The following is an 18840-nucleotide window of genomic DNA, read 5'->3' on the forward strand; positions in this document are numbered from 1 at the left end:
TCGCCTTCGCGCCGCACGCATCACCAAGGGGAAAATTCGTTCATGTTTTCGCGCCTGATCCAGGTGCTGGTCGTCGTTTGTCTGTTTGTCACAGGCGTCGCGCAAGCCCAGACCGTTCCGTCAGAAATCGCCGCAGGCCGTCAGTGGCTGCTCTCCCAGGTTCGTGACGATGGCCGTGTGATCGGTGAGGACACCGCACTGGCCACCGTGCGACAGACGCGTACCGAGGTGCTCGACACCCTCGTGCGCCTGGATGCCGGCCACAGTGCGCTGCTCAACGGCGTATCGCGGGAAACCCCGGATTCGGCGGTCGAGCATCTTGCACGACAGATCATTGCCCTGGCCCGCGCGGGCGTGAATGCCCCTGACAAGGTCACCGCCCTTAAGGCACTGCAGAACGGCGACGGCGGCTTCGGCGGCGCCCAGCGGTACCGTAGCGAGGCGCTCGACACGAGCTTTGCGCTGATCGCCCTGCGCGCCGCCAATGACACGAACGGTCCTGAAGTGGCGCGCGCCGTCACCTTCCTCGCTGGTGGCGACGAAGCCGGCAAGAGCACCTTGGATCCCGGTCCCAAGGCGCGCCCGTACATGGCGGCCTATACGCTGCTGGCGCTGCAGTCCTATGCGCAGCAGTTCCCGATCGGCGAAGCCGTCACGGCCGCGCGCACGCGACTGCTCGGCATGCAGGACCAGGGCCTCTACGGCCAAACCCTGCTGGACGCCGTCGGTATCATCGCGCTCGAATTCTCTTCGACCAGCGGCACCGGCCTGGATGCCCTGCGCGACGCAATCAAGGCTGCGCAGCGGCCGAACGGCAGCTGGGGCGACGATCCCTATCTCACCGCGCTGGCGCTGCGCGCGCTGTGGCAATCGACGATCGTAACGCCACCGACCAAGGCCGAGATCAGCGCCAGCGTGCGCGATGCCGACACCCTGGCCCCCATTGCCGGCGCGCAGCTGCGCCTGGGCGACAGCGCCGAACTGCAGGCGCTCAGCGCCGCTGACGGCCGTGTCGTGCTGGCCAACGTGCCGCCGGGCTCGTACACCCCGGTGATCCGGAAGACGGGCTACACCGAAGCCACGTCCACCGCGCTGACCCTGACCGCCGGCCAGCGCCTGGACCTGGGCGTGGTCAGCCTGCACCGCCTTCCCACCACCGCCGTGCTGCGCGGCCAGGTCACTGACGTGCGCGACGGCTCGCCGCTTTCGGGCGCCGAGGTGGCCATCAGTGGTGCGGTGACGGCCACGGTGTTCACCGGCCCGGATGGCCGCTATGAATGGTCGGGTGCCACGGCTGGATCGATCCAGATCCGCGTCAGCCGCGACGGATTCCGCGCCGCCCAGGGCACGGGCGAACTGGTGGTCGGCGAGGTTCTGCTGTTCTCGCCCGCGCTGTACGCCGGCGACCTCACACCGCCCGACAGCGCCACGCTGACCGGTCAGGTCGTTTCCGCTTCGGACGCGGCACCGATCGCCAGCGCACTGATCCAGGTCGGCAGCAAGCAGGCCCATTCCGACGCGACTGGCCGCTTCAGCCTGACCGAACTACCTGCCGGTGCCTTCCAGGCGGCGGTCAGCGCGAATGGCTATGTCACCGGGCAGGTCGAAGGCAGCCTGGCTATTGGCGTCAATGACGCGGGGCTGATCCGACTGCAGCCGGCGACCGCCGGCAATACCAGCACGCTCTCCGGCCGCGTCACCGACGCGGCGAACGGCACCGCCCTCGCCGGTGCCACCGTCGAGATCACCGGCGCCAGCCTCCGCACGACCAGCGGCGCCGACGGCAGCTACAGCCTGACCTCGATCACCAGCGTGCCGTTTACCGCCGCCATCGCTGCACCGGGCTATGCCACGCAAACCCTTTCCGCGGGCCAGAACGGCCACGGCAGCTTCCGCGCCGACGTCGGCCTGGTGCGCCTCGCGGGCGGCAACGTGGTGCTCGAAAGCGTCGTCAGTTCCGCGCCCGAATACGATCCCTACGGCGAAGTCGCCGTGCTGGGCACCGTGCGTAACAACGGCGGCACCGAGACGGGCCTGATCTTCAATGCCGTCGTCTACGATGCCCAGGGCAAGATCGTGCGCGACGTGCCGGCGGTCCGCGCCAATGCACAGACCACCCTGGCCGACACCATCCTGGCGATTCCGGCCAACGGCACGCGTGCCATCACCATCCTGTGGGGCAACTACGCCGACCTGCCGGGCGACTACTCCGTCCTGTTCCGCGGCCTGGATCCCTCCGGCCGCGTGGCGCTGGAAGGCACCACCACCTACCGCGTCCGCGGCCTCAAGCGCCTGGGCGGTGGTATCACCGCCGATCCACCGCTGCTGCAGGCGGGCCTGGGCCAGGCCGTGAACCTGAGCGCCGTGGTGAGCAACCTGGGCAATGTGGCCATCGGTGCCGGCGAGGCGGAGCTGGCGATCAAGCTGGTGAACGCGGACAACAAGCCGCCGTACCCCGGCCAGCCGGAAGCACTGCCGAACCTGGGCGGCACGGTCACCCGCCCGATGTTCGCCACGCGCGACAACGAGGGGAATCTCTACACCTTCAACTACAACACCTCCGAAATCGTGCGAGTCACGCCCACCGGCGCGACCTCGGTCGTGGTGAGGCTCACCGTGACCAGCAAGAGCGGGGCGTGGAAAGGCTACCTGCGCGCCCTGCGCTTCCATCCGGACGGCGCCCTGCGCGTCGCCTGGTCCGAAGGCTGGATCAATACCGTTTCGTTGACGGCGCCGCTGGCCAATGTCGATGAACGCACCAGCGTCACCGCCGTGACCGCCTACGGCGTCGACGCGGCGGGCAATGAGTATTTCGCGGGCACGTACAACGGCCGCTACCGTGTGGTGAAGCGCAGCGGCGGTACCTATTCCGCCCTGGCCGACGGCGGCAACCTGGAGTTGCGCAACCTGGCCTTCGGCCCGGGCGACAACCTCTACGCCAGCACCAAGAACGGCGATGTCATGCGCATCGACCGCACGACCGGCCTGCGCGAACCGTTTGCCTCGGGTTTCACCAGCCCCTCGGGCATCCTGTTCGAGGCCGACGGCACCCTTTACGTCGCCGAATCCACCACCGGCAAGATCAAGAAGCGCACGCCGGCAGGGCAGGTGAGCGATTTCGCCAGTGGCCTTGATAACCCGCAGGAGCTGCGCCAGGGGCGCGACGGTGCGATCTACGTGCTCAACGCCGGCGATGGCTCCATTCGTCGCGTCGATGCGTCCGGCGCGGTGTCGATGTTCAACCAGGGCATGGTCAACCAGCCCACCAGTGTCCGTTTTGATCGCGACGGCAATCTGCTGTCGATCGCCAAGACCGTGCTGCGCCGGCGCCAACCCGATGGCAGCACGCAGACGCTGGTCACGGGCCTTACCGCCGGCAACGATGTCCTCGCCCTGCCGGACGGCAGCCTGATCATCGCCGATGGCAGCCGCCTGCTCAGCTGGCGCGACGGCACGCAGCAGGTGCTGCTGCAGAACGCAGCCATGACGTTCAAGGCATTGTCGATCGATGATGCCGGCAGTGTGCTGGTGATGGCCGACAGCAGTGGCCGCAACGGCATCTACCGCTACACCAGCGGTAGCCTTTCGCCCGTGGTCGAAGCCGTTGGCGCGCCGATCGATTCCGACGTCACGCCGCAGGGCGACATGCTCGTCCTCGACAACACCGCCTTGTGGCAGGTTTCGCGCACGCGTTCGGAAATCCGCCGCGTCGCCGACGTGACCAGCCCGACCGGTCTCGCCGTGGGTCCGGATGGCGCCGTCTATGTGCACGAATACACCAGCACGCGCCGCGTGCAGCGGATCGATGCACAGACCGGTGCCAAGACGACCGTGGCGACAAACCTCGCCGGGCTGCGCTACGACTTCGACGTCGATGCCACCGGCCGGATCTGGTTCGTGCGCAATACCGACCGCGCCCTGGTCCACTACTCCCCGGCCACGGCGGCCACGGTCAAGATCGCCGACGCGGCAACCACGAACGACTATCGCCTGTCCCTGGACGCCGACGGCGCGCCGTACACGCTGACGGGCACCGAGCTGTATCGCTTTGCCGGCGGCGTCGGTGTCCGCGTGGGTACCGCCAGTTTCCTGGGCACCGATCACGCCGGCAAGATCCATTGGCTGACCGACGGACAGCTCTACACGCTGTCGGGCAGTGCGGCTGTCGTCGCGCACACCTTTGCCACGGCGCCGGACAAGTTCATCGGTGTGAATGGCACCGAGGTGCTGGCCTCGTTTGACAGCCAGGTCCGCTACGACTTCACCACGCTCGGCGCCACGACCTTGCAGCATCGCGTGCAGTCGGCAAAGACGGTCAAATCGATGGCGACGCTGGGCGAAGCCGTGCTGTTCGTCGACGACGGCACGCGACTGATGCGCTGGCAGTCGGCCACCGGCGTCGAGATTGCCGCCGCGTCCGGCGGCCTTCACGAAGTGCGTCGCGTCGGCAACGAAATCTGGGTGTCGCATACGTCCACCCTGGTGCGCCTCAACGCCAATGGCACCTTCACCACGGCCTTCTCGACACCGGACCTGGTGCTCAATGAGTACGTGCTGTTTGACCAGAGCGCCGACGGCACGCTGGCAATGGTCAATCCCAACACCCAGGAGCAGATTCTCTATCGCAACGGTACGCGGGTCGCCAGCTACGCACCGTATGTGAGTGCGCGCAATTTCCTCCAGCGGCCCGACGGCAAGTGGTGGCTGGTCACCGGCAAGTCCATGATTGAAGTGGATGAGCGTGGTTTCGAGTCACGCATTCTCAATCGCATCCTCATCAACGATGTGGCCCAGACGCCGGACGGGAACACCTTTGCCGTAAAGAATGGCAATGTGCTCTATCGCGTCAACGCCGCTGGCGACCTGACCGCAGTGGCGTACGCGATGGACACCTGGCCGGCCAATCCGTCCTTTGACCGCCTCGTTACCAACGGGGTGGATACCTACGTCCTGAGCACGGAAAACGCGCTCCAGCTGTACCAGCGCCAGGGCGACTATCTGCGGCCGCATTCCTCGGGTGTTGCGGAAGTCAACGACGTTGCCGTGCATGCCGATGGCCGCGTCTTCGTGGCCGACAAGAAGGCCCAGTCGGTCGGCGTGCTGGAGAACGGCGGCTATCGCGCCATCGTCACGGGCGTCGGCGAGCCGCAGGCCGTCGCGCTGAGTGCGTCGGACCAGCTTGTCGTCCCGACGTTCGGGCGTCTTGTCATATCCGACCTGGGCGGCCGCAAGACGCCGCACATCTGGGCCAGCACGGAAAACACCGGCGCCGTCGTTACGCCGGATGGCATCGTGCAGGTGCCGGACCACACCAACAACCGCATCCGCCAGTTCAAGCTCAAGGCGCCGGCGCCGTCCATAGCGCCGGGCACGGTCGTGCACACGGCGCGTCGCGCGTTGCCGGCACTGGGGCTATCCGAAAACCGCAACGTCGCGCTCGGCAACTGGATGCCGCCGGTGGGTGGCGACTATGAAGTGATCGTCACTGCCGTCGACAGCAGTGTCGGTGGCCGGCTCGTCACCGGCGTGCACGTCGGTCCGCACGCCAACAGCAACATGAACGCCGAACCTTCCCAGGTGACGCCGGAAAGCGCGCAGGTGACCGTGAAGACCCACGTGGAAGGCGCTGACTTTTCGTCGATCACGCGCATCGATCCCAGCCAGATCGAGCTGGCGACGCCCCAGACGATCTACCCGAACGGCCTGGGTATCGATGCCAACGGCGGCATCTGGTACCTCGTCGTGAACCCGATGACGCGCGAGCTTTACTACGTCACCGATACCGGCGCACCCAGGCATTTCGGCTCGGACTTCCAGCCCGTCTACGGCGACCTGCCGATCGACGTGCAGCAGCGTGCCTATGCTTCCAAGAACGCGGCGTCCGCCGGCCGTTCGGATATCTGGCGCTATACCGCGACCGGCACCGCCGAGAAATTCGTGACCATCGACGGCGCAATCGCCTCCATGACGATCGACGAGGCGGATCGACTCTACGTGCTCACGCCCGGCAAGATCTGGCGCGTCAGCCCCGATCGCACCGTCGAGGAATACGCCAGTTACCCGCAACCGAATGTGCCCTGGGGCATCACGCGCGACGGCGAAGGCAATGTGTACGTGCAGCTCAAGGACGACATCATCCTGCTGATCACGCCACAGCGTGAGGTCTCGGTCGTTCTCGCCGAGGCGAAATTCGAGTACGAGCGCGTCAATATCGCCGGCTCCTGCGGCCAGGGTCTGTTTTTCACGCCTGCCACTTACGCGCGCCTGGGGCAGGCCGGCGAGGAATACACGCTCGCGCAGTTGCTGCCGAGTGGCCAGATCGGTCCTGTGCTCAACGGCGCGGTCGTCAGCGATGATCTCACCGACATTGACTTCGTCGCCTATAACCGCTTCTCCGGCTACCTGTACCTCCTGAGCGAAGCGCGCGGCGTGAAGATCTACAAGATGCCCGCCGCCTGCGGCGCCATCGACGTGGATCTGCACATCGTGTTCGAGCCCGAACACGTGGTGCAGGCGCCGCTGCCGACGCCGGCGCAGACGATCACGCGCCCCGATGGTGCGAAGGAAATCGTCTGGTCGCTGCGCGAAGTCGACAAGCTCGGCACCAGCGTGCAGTTCCAGACTTCACTCTCCTCGCTGCGCCGCGGTGAAGACCGCGCCGTCGCCCGCGAGGCTTTCCTGGAATTCCACAACAGCTTTGTCCCGGGTTCCGTGCGCATTCCCGTCGCGGTGCCCCAGGTGCACGTGGTGGACCTGGTGCAGCTGTCCATCACGACCGACAACACCCGCTACCCGCAGCACACGCCGGTGCAGATCGACGTGCTGGCCGAGAGTCGCGACTCGGTCGCGAAGGAAGGCCATCTGCTGGTCGCCATCGTCGACGCAAGCGGCGACCGCGTGGAAACCCTGGTCGACCGCGACCAGCGCTTCCTGCCGGGCGAATCGCTGCACCTGAATCCGCCGTTCAATACCGGCACGACGCGCATCGGCTCCTACGCCGTGCTGGCCCGCGTGACCAATCGTGCCGGTGAAGTGACGGCGGAATCGTCCACCCCGTTCGAAATCATCGCCGGTGGGGACGGTACCGCGCACGTCACCGCGACGGTGTCGACCGATCGCCTGTCCTATGCGCCGCGCCAGTCGGTGCTCATTACGGCCAACCTGCACAACGACAGCGCCAACGTCGGCTGGCGCAACCTGAAAGTCATCGAGACCGTCACCGGCCCGAGCGGCGCCGAGTTCTGGCACGGCGAGCAGGCGCTGGCCAATCTCGAACCGGAAACCGACGCCCGCCTGACCTTCACGCTGCCGCTGGGTGCAGCCGCACCGGGCGAGTACAGCATCCGCCAGGAAGTGCGTGCGGAAGACGGCACCTTGCTCAGTTCGCCGTCCACCACCTTCACCGTCGAAGCCGGCAGCGGGAACCAGTCGGTGACCGGCACGCTGCGTGCGGAGCCGGCAACGGTCAGTCGCGGCACGCCGGTGCAGCTCACGGCGAACGTCACCCATCGCGGCAATACCGCGCTGGCCAGCGTGCCGCTGCGCCTGCGCCTGGTGGATCCGGAAGCCGCCAATGCGTCGGTCGCCGAATGGACGACGACGCGTGATCTCGCCGTCGGCGGCTCGGCTGAGTGGGCTGAAAGCTGGTCCACCGCAACCGTGGCACCCAAGACCTATCTCGCGGTGCTGTCGGTCGAGAGCAATGGCGACTCGGTCGTGCTCGCGCAGCAGAGCGTGCGCGTGCAGGCCGTGTCGCTCGCCGGCACGCTGACCGCGACACCGCAGACCGTGGCCCGCGGCGAGCCGCTGACCCTGGCGGCGCGTGTCACCAACAGTGGCAATGTCGGCGCGACTGCCGTACCGCTGCAGCTGCGTGTGATCGACGCCCAGACTGGCACGTCGCTGCGCGACTGGCGCTACACCAGCGATATCGCGGCCGGCGCGAGCGTTTCGAAGTCCGAGGTGCTTGCCACGCAGACGCTGCCGCTGGGCAGCTACACGGCCCAGTGGATCGTCACGATCGACGGTGCCGAACAGTCCCTGGGCGAGGCCGCCTTCACGGTCAGCGGTGCCCAGGTCAGCGGCACGCTGGCGGTATCGCCGTCCGAGGTCGACGCCGGCACGCCGGTCGCGCTGAACGGCATCGTGCGCAACACCGGCAATGTGCCAGCCACGGCGCTGCCCGTGCGCCTGGAAGTGCGCCGCGCAGATACGCAGGCCGTGCTGACCAGCTGGAACGATACGTCCGACGTCGCGGCCCAGGGCACCCTGGTCTTCGACCGCCAGTTCAGCACGGTCGCCATTGCCGCCGGCCAGTACGAAGCAGTGCTGATGGCCAGCCTCGAAGGCAACTGGCAGACCCTCGCCACCACGCGCTTCACCGTGCGTGCCAGCCAGGCCTCGGTCGAAATGACCATGGCCGTGGAGCGCGACGCGCGTGTGCTGGTGCTGGCGGCCTGTGCGCCGGGTGCGGCCTCGGATTGCGAAGCCACCAAGAAGAAGTTCATCGAGGACTGGCTGACCGAGCGTGGCGTCACCCATCGCGTGGTGCTTGATCCGCAGCAGTTCGTCGCCGAAATGCGCTGTGGCCGCTACAACGTCTACTGGCTGAGTGGCGGTTCCTTCAAGCTGGCCAACGCCGATGCCCAGGAACTGCGCGAGGTGATCTACCGCGGCGACGGCCTGGTGATCGACGGCGCCCACGACAACCGCAACAATCAGCTCGACGAGGTGGGCGGCTTCGCCTTCCGGGGCAAGCTGTCGGAGCAGAACCAGGACGTCCAGGGCATGGGCACACTGTTCCCGAACGTGCGTGTGAACACCTTCGGCCGCGGCCTGCGCCTGAGCCCGACCACGGCCCAGGCCGAGTCGATCTTCTGGTCGTCGAAGACGCCCGCGATCATCAGCAACACCTACGGCCAGGGTCACGCGCTGACCTACGCCTTCGACCTGTACGAGGTGCTGCTGCGCAATGGCAGCGAGCCGGCCAGCGCACAACTGTTCGACAGCGGCCTGATCTACGCCGCACCGACCGTGGTGGCGCCCGACTACGCCGGTGGCGGCCTGGTACCGGTGACCACGACGGTGACCAACCAGGGCGATGCGCTGGATCTGCGCCTGCTGACGCAGGTCACGACCCCGGCCACGGTGGAGAAGGCGCTGCCGGAACCGACCGCCAGCACCAACCGTAGCGCCACCTGGGACTTCAACCTCCCGGTCGACGCGACACGCACCTTCGACGTGGAAGTGCGCGTGCCGCTGGCGGCGACCAGCAGCAGTGTCCGCAGTGATCTGTCGCAGCGCAACGGCAGCACACTGGCCGCGCTGAGCAACCGCGTCCACAACTTGCCGCTGCGCGACGTGGCGGTGCAGACGCAGCAGCTGATCAGCGAGCTCAACGCAGCGGCCTTGCACGGTGGTGACGCTGCCGCGCGCCGTCGTGCCGTCACCGCCATCGAAGCGGCCCGCAACCTTGACCAGCAGGGCAATGCCAGCGGCGCCATCGTCAAATGGATGGATGCGGCCGGCGAGATCGCGCGCATCCGCGGTGTCGTCACCTCGCGCTGGCGGCTCGCCGTCGCGCGGCTGCTGGAAGTCTCCCAGCACCGCGGTTGCAGCGCCAAGGTCGTCGAGTGGTCGCCGCTATCGATCGAGCAGCAGGTCGCCCAGGCCGCGCAGCACCTGCTGCGCACCGATGCCCACTCCCTTTGTGTGACCGCCGGCTCTGCCGGTGGGCTGTAAGAGGTTGCACCGATGATCTCCAAACGCATCCTGCTTTCCGCCATTCTCGCCCTGTGCGTGGGCTGGCCCGGCGCGTATTCGCAGAGCGCCCGCGACACCGAACTCGCCCGCCTGAACACCGAACGCGCGCGCCAGGCGGCGCTGGCCGATCGCGATGTGGCAGCGGGCCGCGCGGTGCTCGCGGCGATGGGTTCGCACGCTGCCGCGCTGGATGATCGCCAGACCCAGGCCGAGTTCGCGCTGCGTTCGGCGCGCGAGCGGGCGGAGCGCCTGGCGGCCGCCGCGGCCGGCAGCGGCAGTGCCGCGGATGCCGCGCTGCGCGACCTGGCGGCGTTGCTCACGCCGGTGAGCCGTACCGAATCGACCGCTGCGCCCTCGGCGGTGTCCACGCAGGTGCCGCAGACCGTGCGGGCGACGTCGGCTCCGCGACCGGATCCGTCGCCGGCGGATCTGGCGGCCACGCTCGATGCGCCGATCACCCCGGCCATCCAGGCGCTGGCCGATGATCTGCACAAGCAACCGGTCGCCGTGTTCGAGTGGGTGCGCAAGCACATCGCGTACGTGCCCAGCGCCGGTTCCCTGCAGGGCGCGCAGGGCACGCTCGATGCGCGGCGCGGCAACGCGACCGATACGGCCAGCCTGCTGGTGGCGCTGCTGCGTGCCAGCGGCGTGCCGGCGCGCTATGTCGTCGGCACCGTCGATGTCGATCGCGAGCGGCTGCTGCGCTGGCTCGGTGTCGATCGCATCGAAGCGGTGACCGAGCTCTTCAGCGAAGGCGGCGTGCCGTTCCAGACGGTCGTGGTGGGCGGGCAGGTGGCCTCGGTGCGCTTCACGCACATTTGGGTGGAAGCCTGGATCGACTTCGTGCCCTCGCGCGGCGCGCGCCACGTGGAAGGCGATACCTGGCTGGCGCTGGATCCGAGCTTCAAGGAGCTCACCTATTCCCCGGGCCTGGACCTGGGCGTGCTGATGGCCCTGGATGTCACCGGCACGAGCACGGCGATCAGCAACGCCGCGACGGTCCATCGCAACGAACGCTACCTGTCGGCCCTGGGCGCCGATGTCCTGGCCGCGCAACTGGATTCCGCGACGCAGCGCCTGCACGCCGCGCTCGCCGCCCGCGGGCTCGCCAACGCGCCACTGTCGGAGCTGCTGCCGCGCACCAGCGATGCCACGCCGGCCTATCCCTTCTTCCCCGGCAATCTCGCCTATACCGTGGTCAGCGCCGACCCGGCGATCAGCGTGCTACCCGATGCGCAGCGCCATCGTCTGGAGTGGCAGGTCGCGCAGCGCGACGAAACGCCCGTGCTGGCCCTGCAGCAGCCGACCGTCGCCCTGGCCGGCAAGCGCGTCGACCTGCGCTTCGTGCCCGCCACGGATCTGGACCGCAGCGCGATCGAAGCGCTGGTGCCGGCGGCGCCGGGCAGCTTCACTGACCTGCCCGAACGCGTGCCGGCGTACCTGATCCGCGTGCGCGCCGAGCTGTGGCTCGACGAGGTCCGCCTCGCCCAGTCGGACGACCTGCCGCTGGGTGCGGCCCTGTCCGGCGAGCTGCGCCTGGCCGGCCCCACCGGCACGCCGCTGCACACCACGCAAACCCTCTTCGCCGGCGAACCGCGCAGCCTCGCGCTGGACGCGCACGGCGGCATCGCTGCGGACCTGTCGCGCAGCGTCGAAGCCCTGCGCAGCGCGCAGCAGGCCCTGGTCGCCGGCCAGCCGATCACGCTGCCCCTGGTCGATCACGTGCTGCGCGTCGGCGGCAGTGGCCACCAGGCCGCCTCCGGTGCCTACCAGAGCTGGCTGTCGGGCCTGAACAAGACACGCTACTACCGCGCCCCGAGCGCGACGACGGCCTATGCCGCGCTCGCCGTGACTGCGCCGTTCGGCATCGTCAGCAGCGTGCAACCGGCCGGCCTGGGCCTGAGCGATGTGTCGCCGCGTCACCTGGGCGCGCCGCTCGCCGGCGGCAACGAAACCCGCTTCGTGCGCCAGAGCCTGGCCGCGCAGTCGGGCTTCGGTCATCTCCTGCTCGAACAGCTCTACGGCGGCACCGGCCACTCGGCCGTGCGCGTGTTCGCGACCGCGCTCGCGGCCCAGCAGAACGTCTATACCTTTGCACCCGCCGACACCGCACAGCTGGCCGCGCTGAACCTGCCGGCCCCGATCAAGGCCATCGCCCAGGCCGCGCTGGCTGCCGGCGATACCGCCACCCTCACCGGTACCGCACAGGATCTGTCCGGCTGGACCGGCCACGCGCTCCAGATCGACTACCCGGCCGCCCGTGGCGGCGTCAGCCTCGTCTACGGCACGGCCGCCGATGCGACGCCGGAACAGACCGGCGCCAATGTCACCACGCCACTGGCCCGCGGCGCCGTCTTCACCGGCTGGCTCGCCCCCGACGTGCCGCCGCGTCTGCAAACGCTGTGGCAGGGCGAACTTGATCCGGTCATCGCCGGTGGCGTGGGCCTGGTCACGATCGCGCAGAACCCGCTCGGCATCGGCACCTCCACCCCGATCGAACAGGTGCTCGCCGGCAGCGTGATCGACGGCAGTGTCCGGGTCGATCCCCTGGTCAGCCAGCACCTGTGGTCGCTCCTGGTCGGCCCGGTGCTGAGCGTGGGCCCCTTGCTCGATCCGCTGGCCCCGGTCGTCGCGCTGGCTGTGGAACCGCTGTCGCTGGAACTGGGCCAGTCGGCCGTGATCCGCGCCAGCGCCACGGACAACCGCGCCGTGACGAGCCTCCTCGTCACCGCCGCCGGCGATGCCGTGACGCTCACCAACGGCAGCACGACCTATACCCCGACCCGCGCCGGCGTCATCCCGGTCATCGCCCGTGCCCGCGATGCGGCCGGCAATCTCGACGAGAAGCGCGAAGAGCTCCTGGTGCGTGCACCGGGTGACACCAGCGCGCCGGTCGTGCTGATCACCAGCCCTGCCGACGATGCGGAGATCACACAACCGGTCGAGGTCACCGGCAAGGTCGTCGACGACAGCCTGCGGTCCTGGTCCCTGGCGGTCCGCCCGGGCAATTCGCCCGGCATCCCGCCGGTGGTGATCGCCAGCGGCACCCAGGCGGTCGACGGCGTGCTCGGCACGCTCGATCCGACCCTGATGCTCAACGGCGCCTACGTGCTGATCCTGCGCGCCGAGGACGTCAACGGCGGCAGCGCCGAGTACAGCGTGCCGGTGCGCCTGGCCGGCGACATGAAGATCGGCCACTTCCAGATCAGCTTCGAGGAAGTGGAAGTGCCGCTGTACGGCATTCCGATCCGCATCACCCGCACCTACGACACGCGCCAGTCGAAGGAAGCCCTCGACTTCGGCTACGGCTGGAGCGTGGACTACCAGAACATCCGCCTGCGCGAGAGCCGCAAGCTCGGCTACTCCTGGCGCCTGGCCCAGGACGGCGGCGGCTTCGCCCCGTTCTGCGTCAAGCCCAACGGCGCACCGGCCGTCACCGTCACCTTGCCCGACGGCAAGGTGGAACAGTTCCGCGCCCGGTGGTCGCCCGAGTGCCAGCAGTTCCAGCCGCCGGTCTACGGCACGCTGGTGTTCGAGCCGGTCGACACGCGCACCACCAGCCGCCTGGAACAGCTCGACTACGGCCAGATGCGCCTGGCCAACGTGGCGGGCGGGGCGTCGGACATCATCGACATGGACTCGATCCAGCCGATCGATCCGACGCGCTACCGCCTGACCACGGCCGAGGGCATGGTCTATACGTTGAACCAGCAACTCGGCATCGAGACGATCGCCGATCCGCTGGGCAACAAAATCACCTACAGCCGCGATGGCGTGACCCACAGCTCGGGCACGCGCATCGACTTCGTGCGCGACGACAAGAACCGCATCACCGATATCGTGCTGCCCGATGCGCGCCGCCTGAAGTACCGCTACAGCGCCGCGGGCGACCTGGCGGAAGTGAAGGACCAGGCGGGCCTGGCCACCACCTTCACCTACCTGCCGTCGCAGCGCTGGCCGCACTACCTGCAGGACATCATCGATGCGCGGAACATCCGCGCGGTGCGCCAGGAATACAACGACGAAGGCCGCCTGATCGCCTCGGTCGATGCGGAAAACCACCGCATCGAATACACCCACGATATCGCCGGTCATACGGAGATCATCAAGAACCGCCGTGGCTACGCGACGACCTTCGTCTACGACGACAACGGCTGGGTGCTGAGCGAAACCAATGCGCTCGATGAGCAGACGGCGCACACCTACGACACCAACGGCAACGAGCTGACCACGACCGATCCGCTGCAGCGCACGACCACGCGCACCTTCGATGCGCGCGGCAACGTGCTGACCGAGACGAACCACCTGCAGCAGACGACCACGCGCACGTGGACGTACTTCAACGAGCTGGAAACCGAGACCGATGCGCTGGACCGGCTCGTCGTCAGCAATGACTTCTACCGGCACCCGCAGACCGGCGAGCCGACGCAGTACCTGCGCTCGACCACCAACGGGGCGAACGAGAAGACCTTCTTCGTGCTCGACCTGGGCAGCGCCAGCGGCAACACCGGCAATCTCAAGTCCATGACCGATGCATCGGGCGCGACCAACGCGTTCGAGTACGACGGCCGCGGCAGCGTGATCGAAACGCGCGATGCGCACGGCTGGAAGACGACGATCGTGCCCGACGCCCTGGGCCGCACGACGAAGGAGATCCGCCGCCGCACCGTCAACGGTGCGATCCAGGAGCTCGTCACCGAGCACGTGCTCGACGAGAAAGGGCAGGTCAAGGAAAGCCGTCATCCGGACGGCAGCACCACCAAGGCCACTTACAACGCCATCGGCAAGATCGCCACGTCGACCGACGCGCTCGGCCGGGTGACGCACTACACCTACACCGATCGCGGGGAAGAGGAGCGGGTGACCTTCCCCGATGCGACCTACACCGAGAAGACCTACGACGAGGAAGGCAACGTCCTGACCGAGCGCGACCGCGACGGCCGCGTGACGACGATGAAATACGACGCGGCCAATCGCCTGAAGGAAACGATTTATCCGGATGACACGCCGGCAACGCTCGATGACAACCCGCGCACGGTCAACCACTACGACAAGGCGGGTCAACTGGTCGGCGTGACCGACGCGCGCAACCAGACCACGACCTACAAATACGACGATGCCGGTCGCCAGACCCACGTCATCAACGCGCTGCAGCAGACGACCGAGACGATCTACGACAAGGCCGGCCGCCGCGAGGCGGTGATCGACAGCCTGGGTCGCACGACGCGCTTTATCTACGATGCCGCCAACCGCCTGACCGAGACCATCCACCCGGACCTGACCCCGGCGACCGACGCCGACAACCCGCGCACGTTCGCCGCCTACGATGCGGCCGGCCGCAAGGTGAAGGAAACCGACGAAATGGGCCGGGTCACGCGCTTTGCCTATGACGCGCTCGGCCGCCTGACCCAGGTGATCCTGCCCAACCCCGCCAATGGCGCGAACCCCGATCTCGTCAACGGCGAAAGCCCCGCCGGCAGCGGCACCCTGGTCACGCGCTACGGCTACGACGAGCTCGGCAACAAGCTGACCCAGAAGGATGCCGAGGGCCGCACCACGAGCTGGACCTTCGACAAGGCCCAGCGCCCGCTGACGCGCACCTTGCCGCTGGGCCAGACCGAACGCTTCCACTACGACGCCCTGGGCCGAAAGGACAGCCACACCGACTTCCGCGGACGCACCACCGCGTTCCGCTACAAGCCCCAGACCGATTACCTCGAAACGATCGACTATCCGACCGATCCCGACGTCACGCTGACCTACACCGCCGGGGGCGAACTGCACACCGTGCAGGACGCCAACGGCACGACGGTCTACGCCAACGACGTCCGCGGGCGCCTGGAAAGGGTCACCTGGCCGGTGCGCCCGGGCGAGGCGATCGCCCCGTTCGTGGAATACCAATACGACGCCAACGGCAACCGCACGAAGCTCACCACCCCGAACCAGGTCATCGACTACCAGTTCGATGCACTCAACCGCCTGGACAAGGTGCTCAAGGGCAGCGAAGTCATCGCCGACTACGGCTACGACGGCGTCGGCAACCGCGATCACCTCGTCTACGCCAACGGCACCCGTACCGACTACGCCTACAACCTGCGCAACCGCCTGACCGGCATCACCCACAAAGCCGGTGCGTCACTCCTGCTCGGCGTCGTCTACACCGTCGACGCCTCCGGCCTGCGTACCGCCATCGACGAAACCGGCGCGATCCGGCGCCACGTCGACTACCGCTACGACAAGGTCAAGCGCCTGGAAAACGAAACCGCCGTCGCCCAGCTCGCCAGCGGCGCCGTCACCCGCAGCACCACCTGGACCTACGGCAAGACCGGCAACCGCCTGACCCAGAGCAAGAGCGTCCAGGCCGGCGCCACCTCGGGTTTTGCCAACACGGTGTATGGCTACGACGCCAACGATCGGCTCGACACGGAAACCGTCACCAAGAGCGGCACCCTGCCGGGCGTCATCGCAGGCGTCACCAGGTACACCTACGACGAGGCCGGGAACACGATCAAGAAAGTCGCCCCCGACGAAACCGTCGAGTACGCCTACGACGATGCGAACCGGATGAGTGAGCTCAAGACGCTCGCCGGCGAGGTCACCCGGTATGCGTACAACCATGCCGGCATCAGGCTCAGTCAGACGAGCAAGGCAGGGACGGCCAATGCGAAGACCAGTCATTACCTGATTGATCCGAATCAGGCCTATGCGCAGGTGATCGAAGAATCCACCGCGCAAGGGACGAATGCACCGACGGTGAGTGCGCTGTTCGTGGTCGGCGATGATCGGATCAGTCAGTTCAGGCCGGCGGTGGTGGGTGGCGGCAGCAGCCCGGGCGTCACCGCGAGCTTGCGGTACTACCACGCGGATGGGCTGGGATCGACTCGCCTGTTGACCGGTGAAGCGGGTAGCCAGACCGACGTTTACGGTTACGAGGCCTTCGGGGAGCTGGACCAGGCAATCACGCAGCAGGCCAGCAGCAACGACTTCCTGTACACCGGCGAGCAGATGGATCCGAATAGTGGGTTCTATTACCTGCGAGCGCGATACATGGTTCCGAGCATGGGGCGGTTCGTAGCCCTAGACGCCTACTTGGGCGACAGCGCCGGTCCGGCGTCATTGCACAAATACATGTATGGCAACGCGGATCCTGTGAATGGTCGCGATCCTTCCGGATACACGACGATCGGGGAGGTTGGGCAAGCGCTACAGACTGCAGGGAATTTAGCTACAAGCGCACTGCGGGTGGCCAATACGATTCATCGTGTTGAAACCACGGTAAATATGGTCTATAGCGCAATTGAGATTGCACAGCTGTTCTATTCTGGCCAAGTCGACAAATCCATGAGGGAGGCTCTAAGAGATTCGACGGCTGCTTACGGTAAGGTCAACATTGACGATGCTGTTGAGAGCCTTCTACGAAACGCGCAACCGATTTCCACTTGGTCCTTGGCAAGCTGGGTGAAATATCTGACGCCGAGAGTCAATAACATCGAAGGGTTTGTTATCTACCTTCCTCAGAGCCCGATCTCAGTAACAGTGCCGTTCGCAAAAGCGGGAAAGTACAAAGTCAGCTTGCACACCGACTCGAAAGGGCGCGGTCGGTTGACTGGTGTCGGTATCAAATTTCGGGGCATCAAGGCCCCGCAGCAAGTATGGAGAATGGACGTTCATGCCATTCATGCGGATAGGGATGACGCCAATGATGCGAAGTTCATTCAAGACCGGCAGTTTCACTATCATGTCAGGAAGCCGCCCGCATGATTAAGGATAGAAGCAAACAATTGCTCTTCTTGTTTTGTCTGCCAGCGGATGAAATATATGATTACTTAATTCGTGGGATGCACGGAGCGGTATACTACGGCCCGGATAGCGAACACGAAGGAACAAATATGCCGGAGGTGATTCTGCTCGAGTTGAGCGAGCACTTCCTCGGTGACGAGATCAGTCTTGGTTGTGAAAGCGATGTTCTGGCTGAGCTTTGTTGGCTAGTCTCAACAATGTTGGAGATATCAGTTCGTGCACCTAACGAAGCTAGGCTGAGGTTTCTCGAGTCACACGACTACTTTTGGGCAATAGTGAGGCGTTACGCTCGCCTTGTACTCGTCGAGTACGATATTGAACTTCAGAATCCCTCGTTCGATTTTAGGAGCGTGCTGGAGGCGCACGGCTACTCGGTTGAATTCCAGCCGCGTGCAATCCAGGACAGCCAGGAATCGGAATTCTGAACGCTGACCGGGTGTATCAACGAATCCGGGACAACCATGAATCAGCCAATTCCTAGGTCTGAGCGGGAACATTGCTGACTGATGCACCACCGAAGCTGTCCCGTCCAAGGTGTCCACCGCCGATCTCCCCGGCGGTGGATCTCTCGTTGTCCCGTCCAAGGTGTCCACCGCCCATCTCCCCGGCGGTGGACCTCTCTTTCTTCTCAATTTCCGGCGAACCGGGCTGTTGGTCTGGCCATTTTCGGTGTTGGGAGATCAGCGCCAGCACGGAATTTCCGTCGAATCGCTCCGACGCCGCAATGCATCTGGCGGATTGGCATGGCTGCCCGTGGACATCACTGTCCGAGGCTGCTCGGGCGCCGATTCTTATGTGCCGGCGAAGTACCACCCCGTCAGTCTTCCGTTCCAGCCGGAGAACCATTCCGGCTCGCCGCGTGCTTTCGATCGTCCACTCCAGGTTTCGGCTGGCGTTCGACCCGCAAGATGTTGATGCGGTCGCACATGGTTGTACCAGCAGCGAAACTCGACAAGCTTCGTCCGAAGATCGTCGCCGTTGCCGATTGCGATGCGGTCCAGATAGCTTTTCAGCGTCCCGAACAACCGCTCGATACGTCCGTTCTGCCAGGGGCAGTGCAGTTCCGTTCGCTGCAAGCGGATGCCGAGACACCGCAGCGCAATGCGCATTGTCCGTGACGTAAAGCAGCGTTCGTTATCGACACGGATGCGTCGCGGCAATCCGAACTGCCGGAACGCGCCGACCAGCTCGCGCAGGATCGTGGCGCTGCGCTTGTCCGCCAGTTCCAGTAGCCGAAGCGCTGCGCGGCTACCGTGGTCGATGACGCGAGAATCAACC

At 66.4% G+C, this 18840-nt stretch carries 4 protein-coding genes; 3 read left to right on the forward strand and 1 reads right to left on the reverse strand.

Features of this window, described 5'->3' with window-relative positions; genetic code table 11:
- Nucleotides 1-42: 42 nt before the first annotated feature.
- Genes N4264_RS12610 through N4264_RS12620 form a run of 3 tightly spaced genes read left to right on the forward strand, consistent with a single transcriptional unit; the run spans nt 43 to nt 17987 of the window.
- The gene (locus tag N4264_RS12610; protein WP_261697389.1) at nt 43-9741 is read left to right on the forward strand and encodes a carboxypeptidase regulatory-like domain-containing protein; all 9699 of its coding nucleotides are present in this window, start codon (nt 43-45) and stop codon (nt 9739-9741) included.
- A gap of 12 nt (nt 9742-9753) precedes the next feature.
- On the forward strand, nt 9754-17523 hold the full coding sequence (locus tag N4264_RS12615) for a transglutaminase domain-containing protein (RefSeq protein WP_261697390.1): 7770 nt from the start codon (nt 9754-9756) through the stop codon (nt 17521-17523).
- Nucleotides 17520-17987 (forward strand): hypothetical protein, encoded by a 468-nt coding sequence (locus N4264_RS12620; protein ID WP_261697391.1) that lies wholly within the window; start codon nt 17520-17522, stop codon nt 17985-17987. The genes N4264_RS12615 and N4264_RS12620 overlap by 4 nt, the downstream gene beginning before the upstream one ends.
- Nucleotides 17988-18353: 366 nt before the next feature.
- Here N4264_RS12620 and N4264_RS12625 read toward each other — a convergent pair whose 3' ends face one another.
- Nucleotides 18354-18671 (reverse strand): integrase core domain-containing protein, encoded by a 318-nt coding sequence (locus N4264_RS12625; protein ID WP_261695026.1) that lies wholly within the window; start codon nt 18669-18671, stop codon nt 18354-18356.
- Nucleotides 18672-18840: the final 169 nt, after the last annotated feature.

Origin of the sequence: Tahibacter amnicola (assembly GCF_025398735.1) — a bacterium.
Lineage (GTDB): Bacteria > Pseudomonadota > Gammaproteobacteria > Xanthomonadales > Rhodanobacteraceae > Tahibacter > Tahibacter amnicola.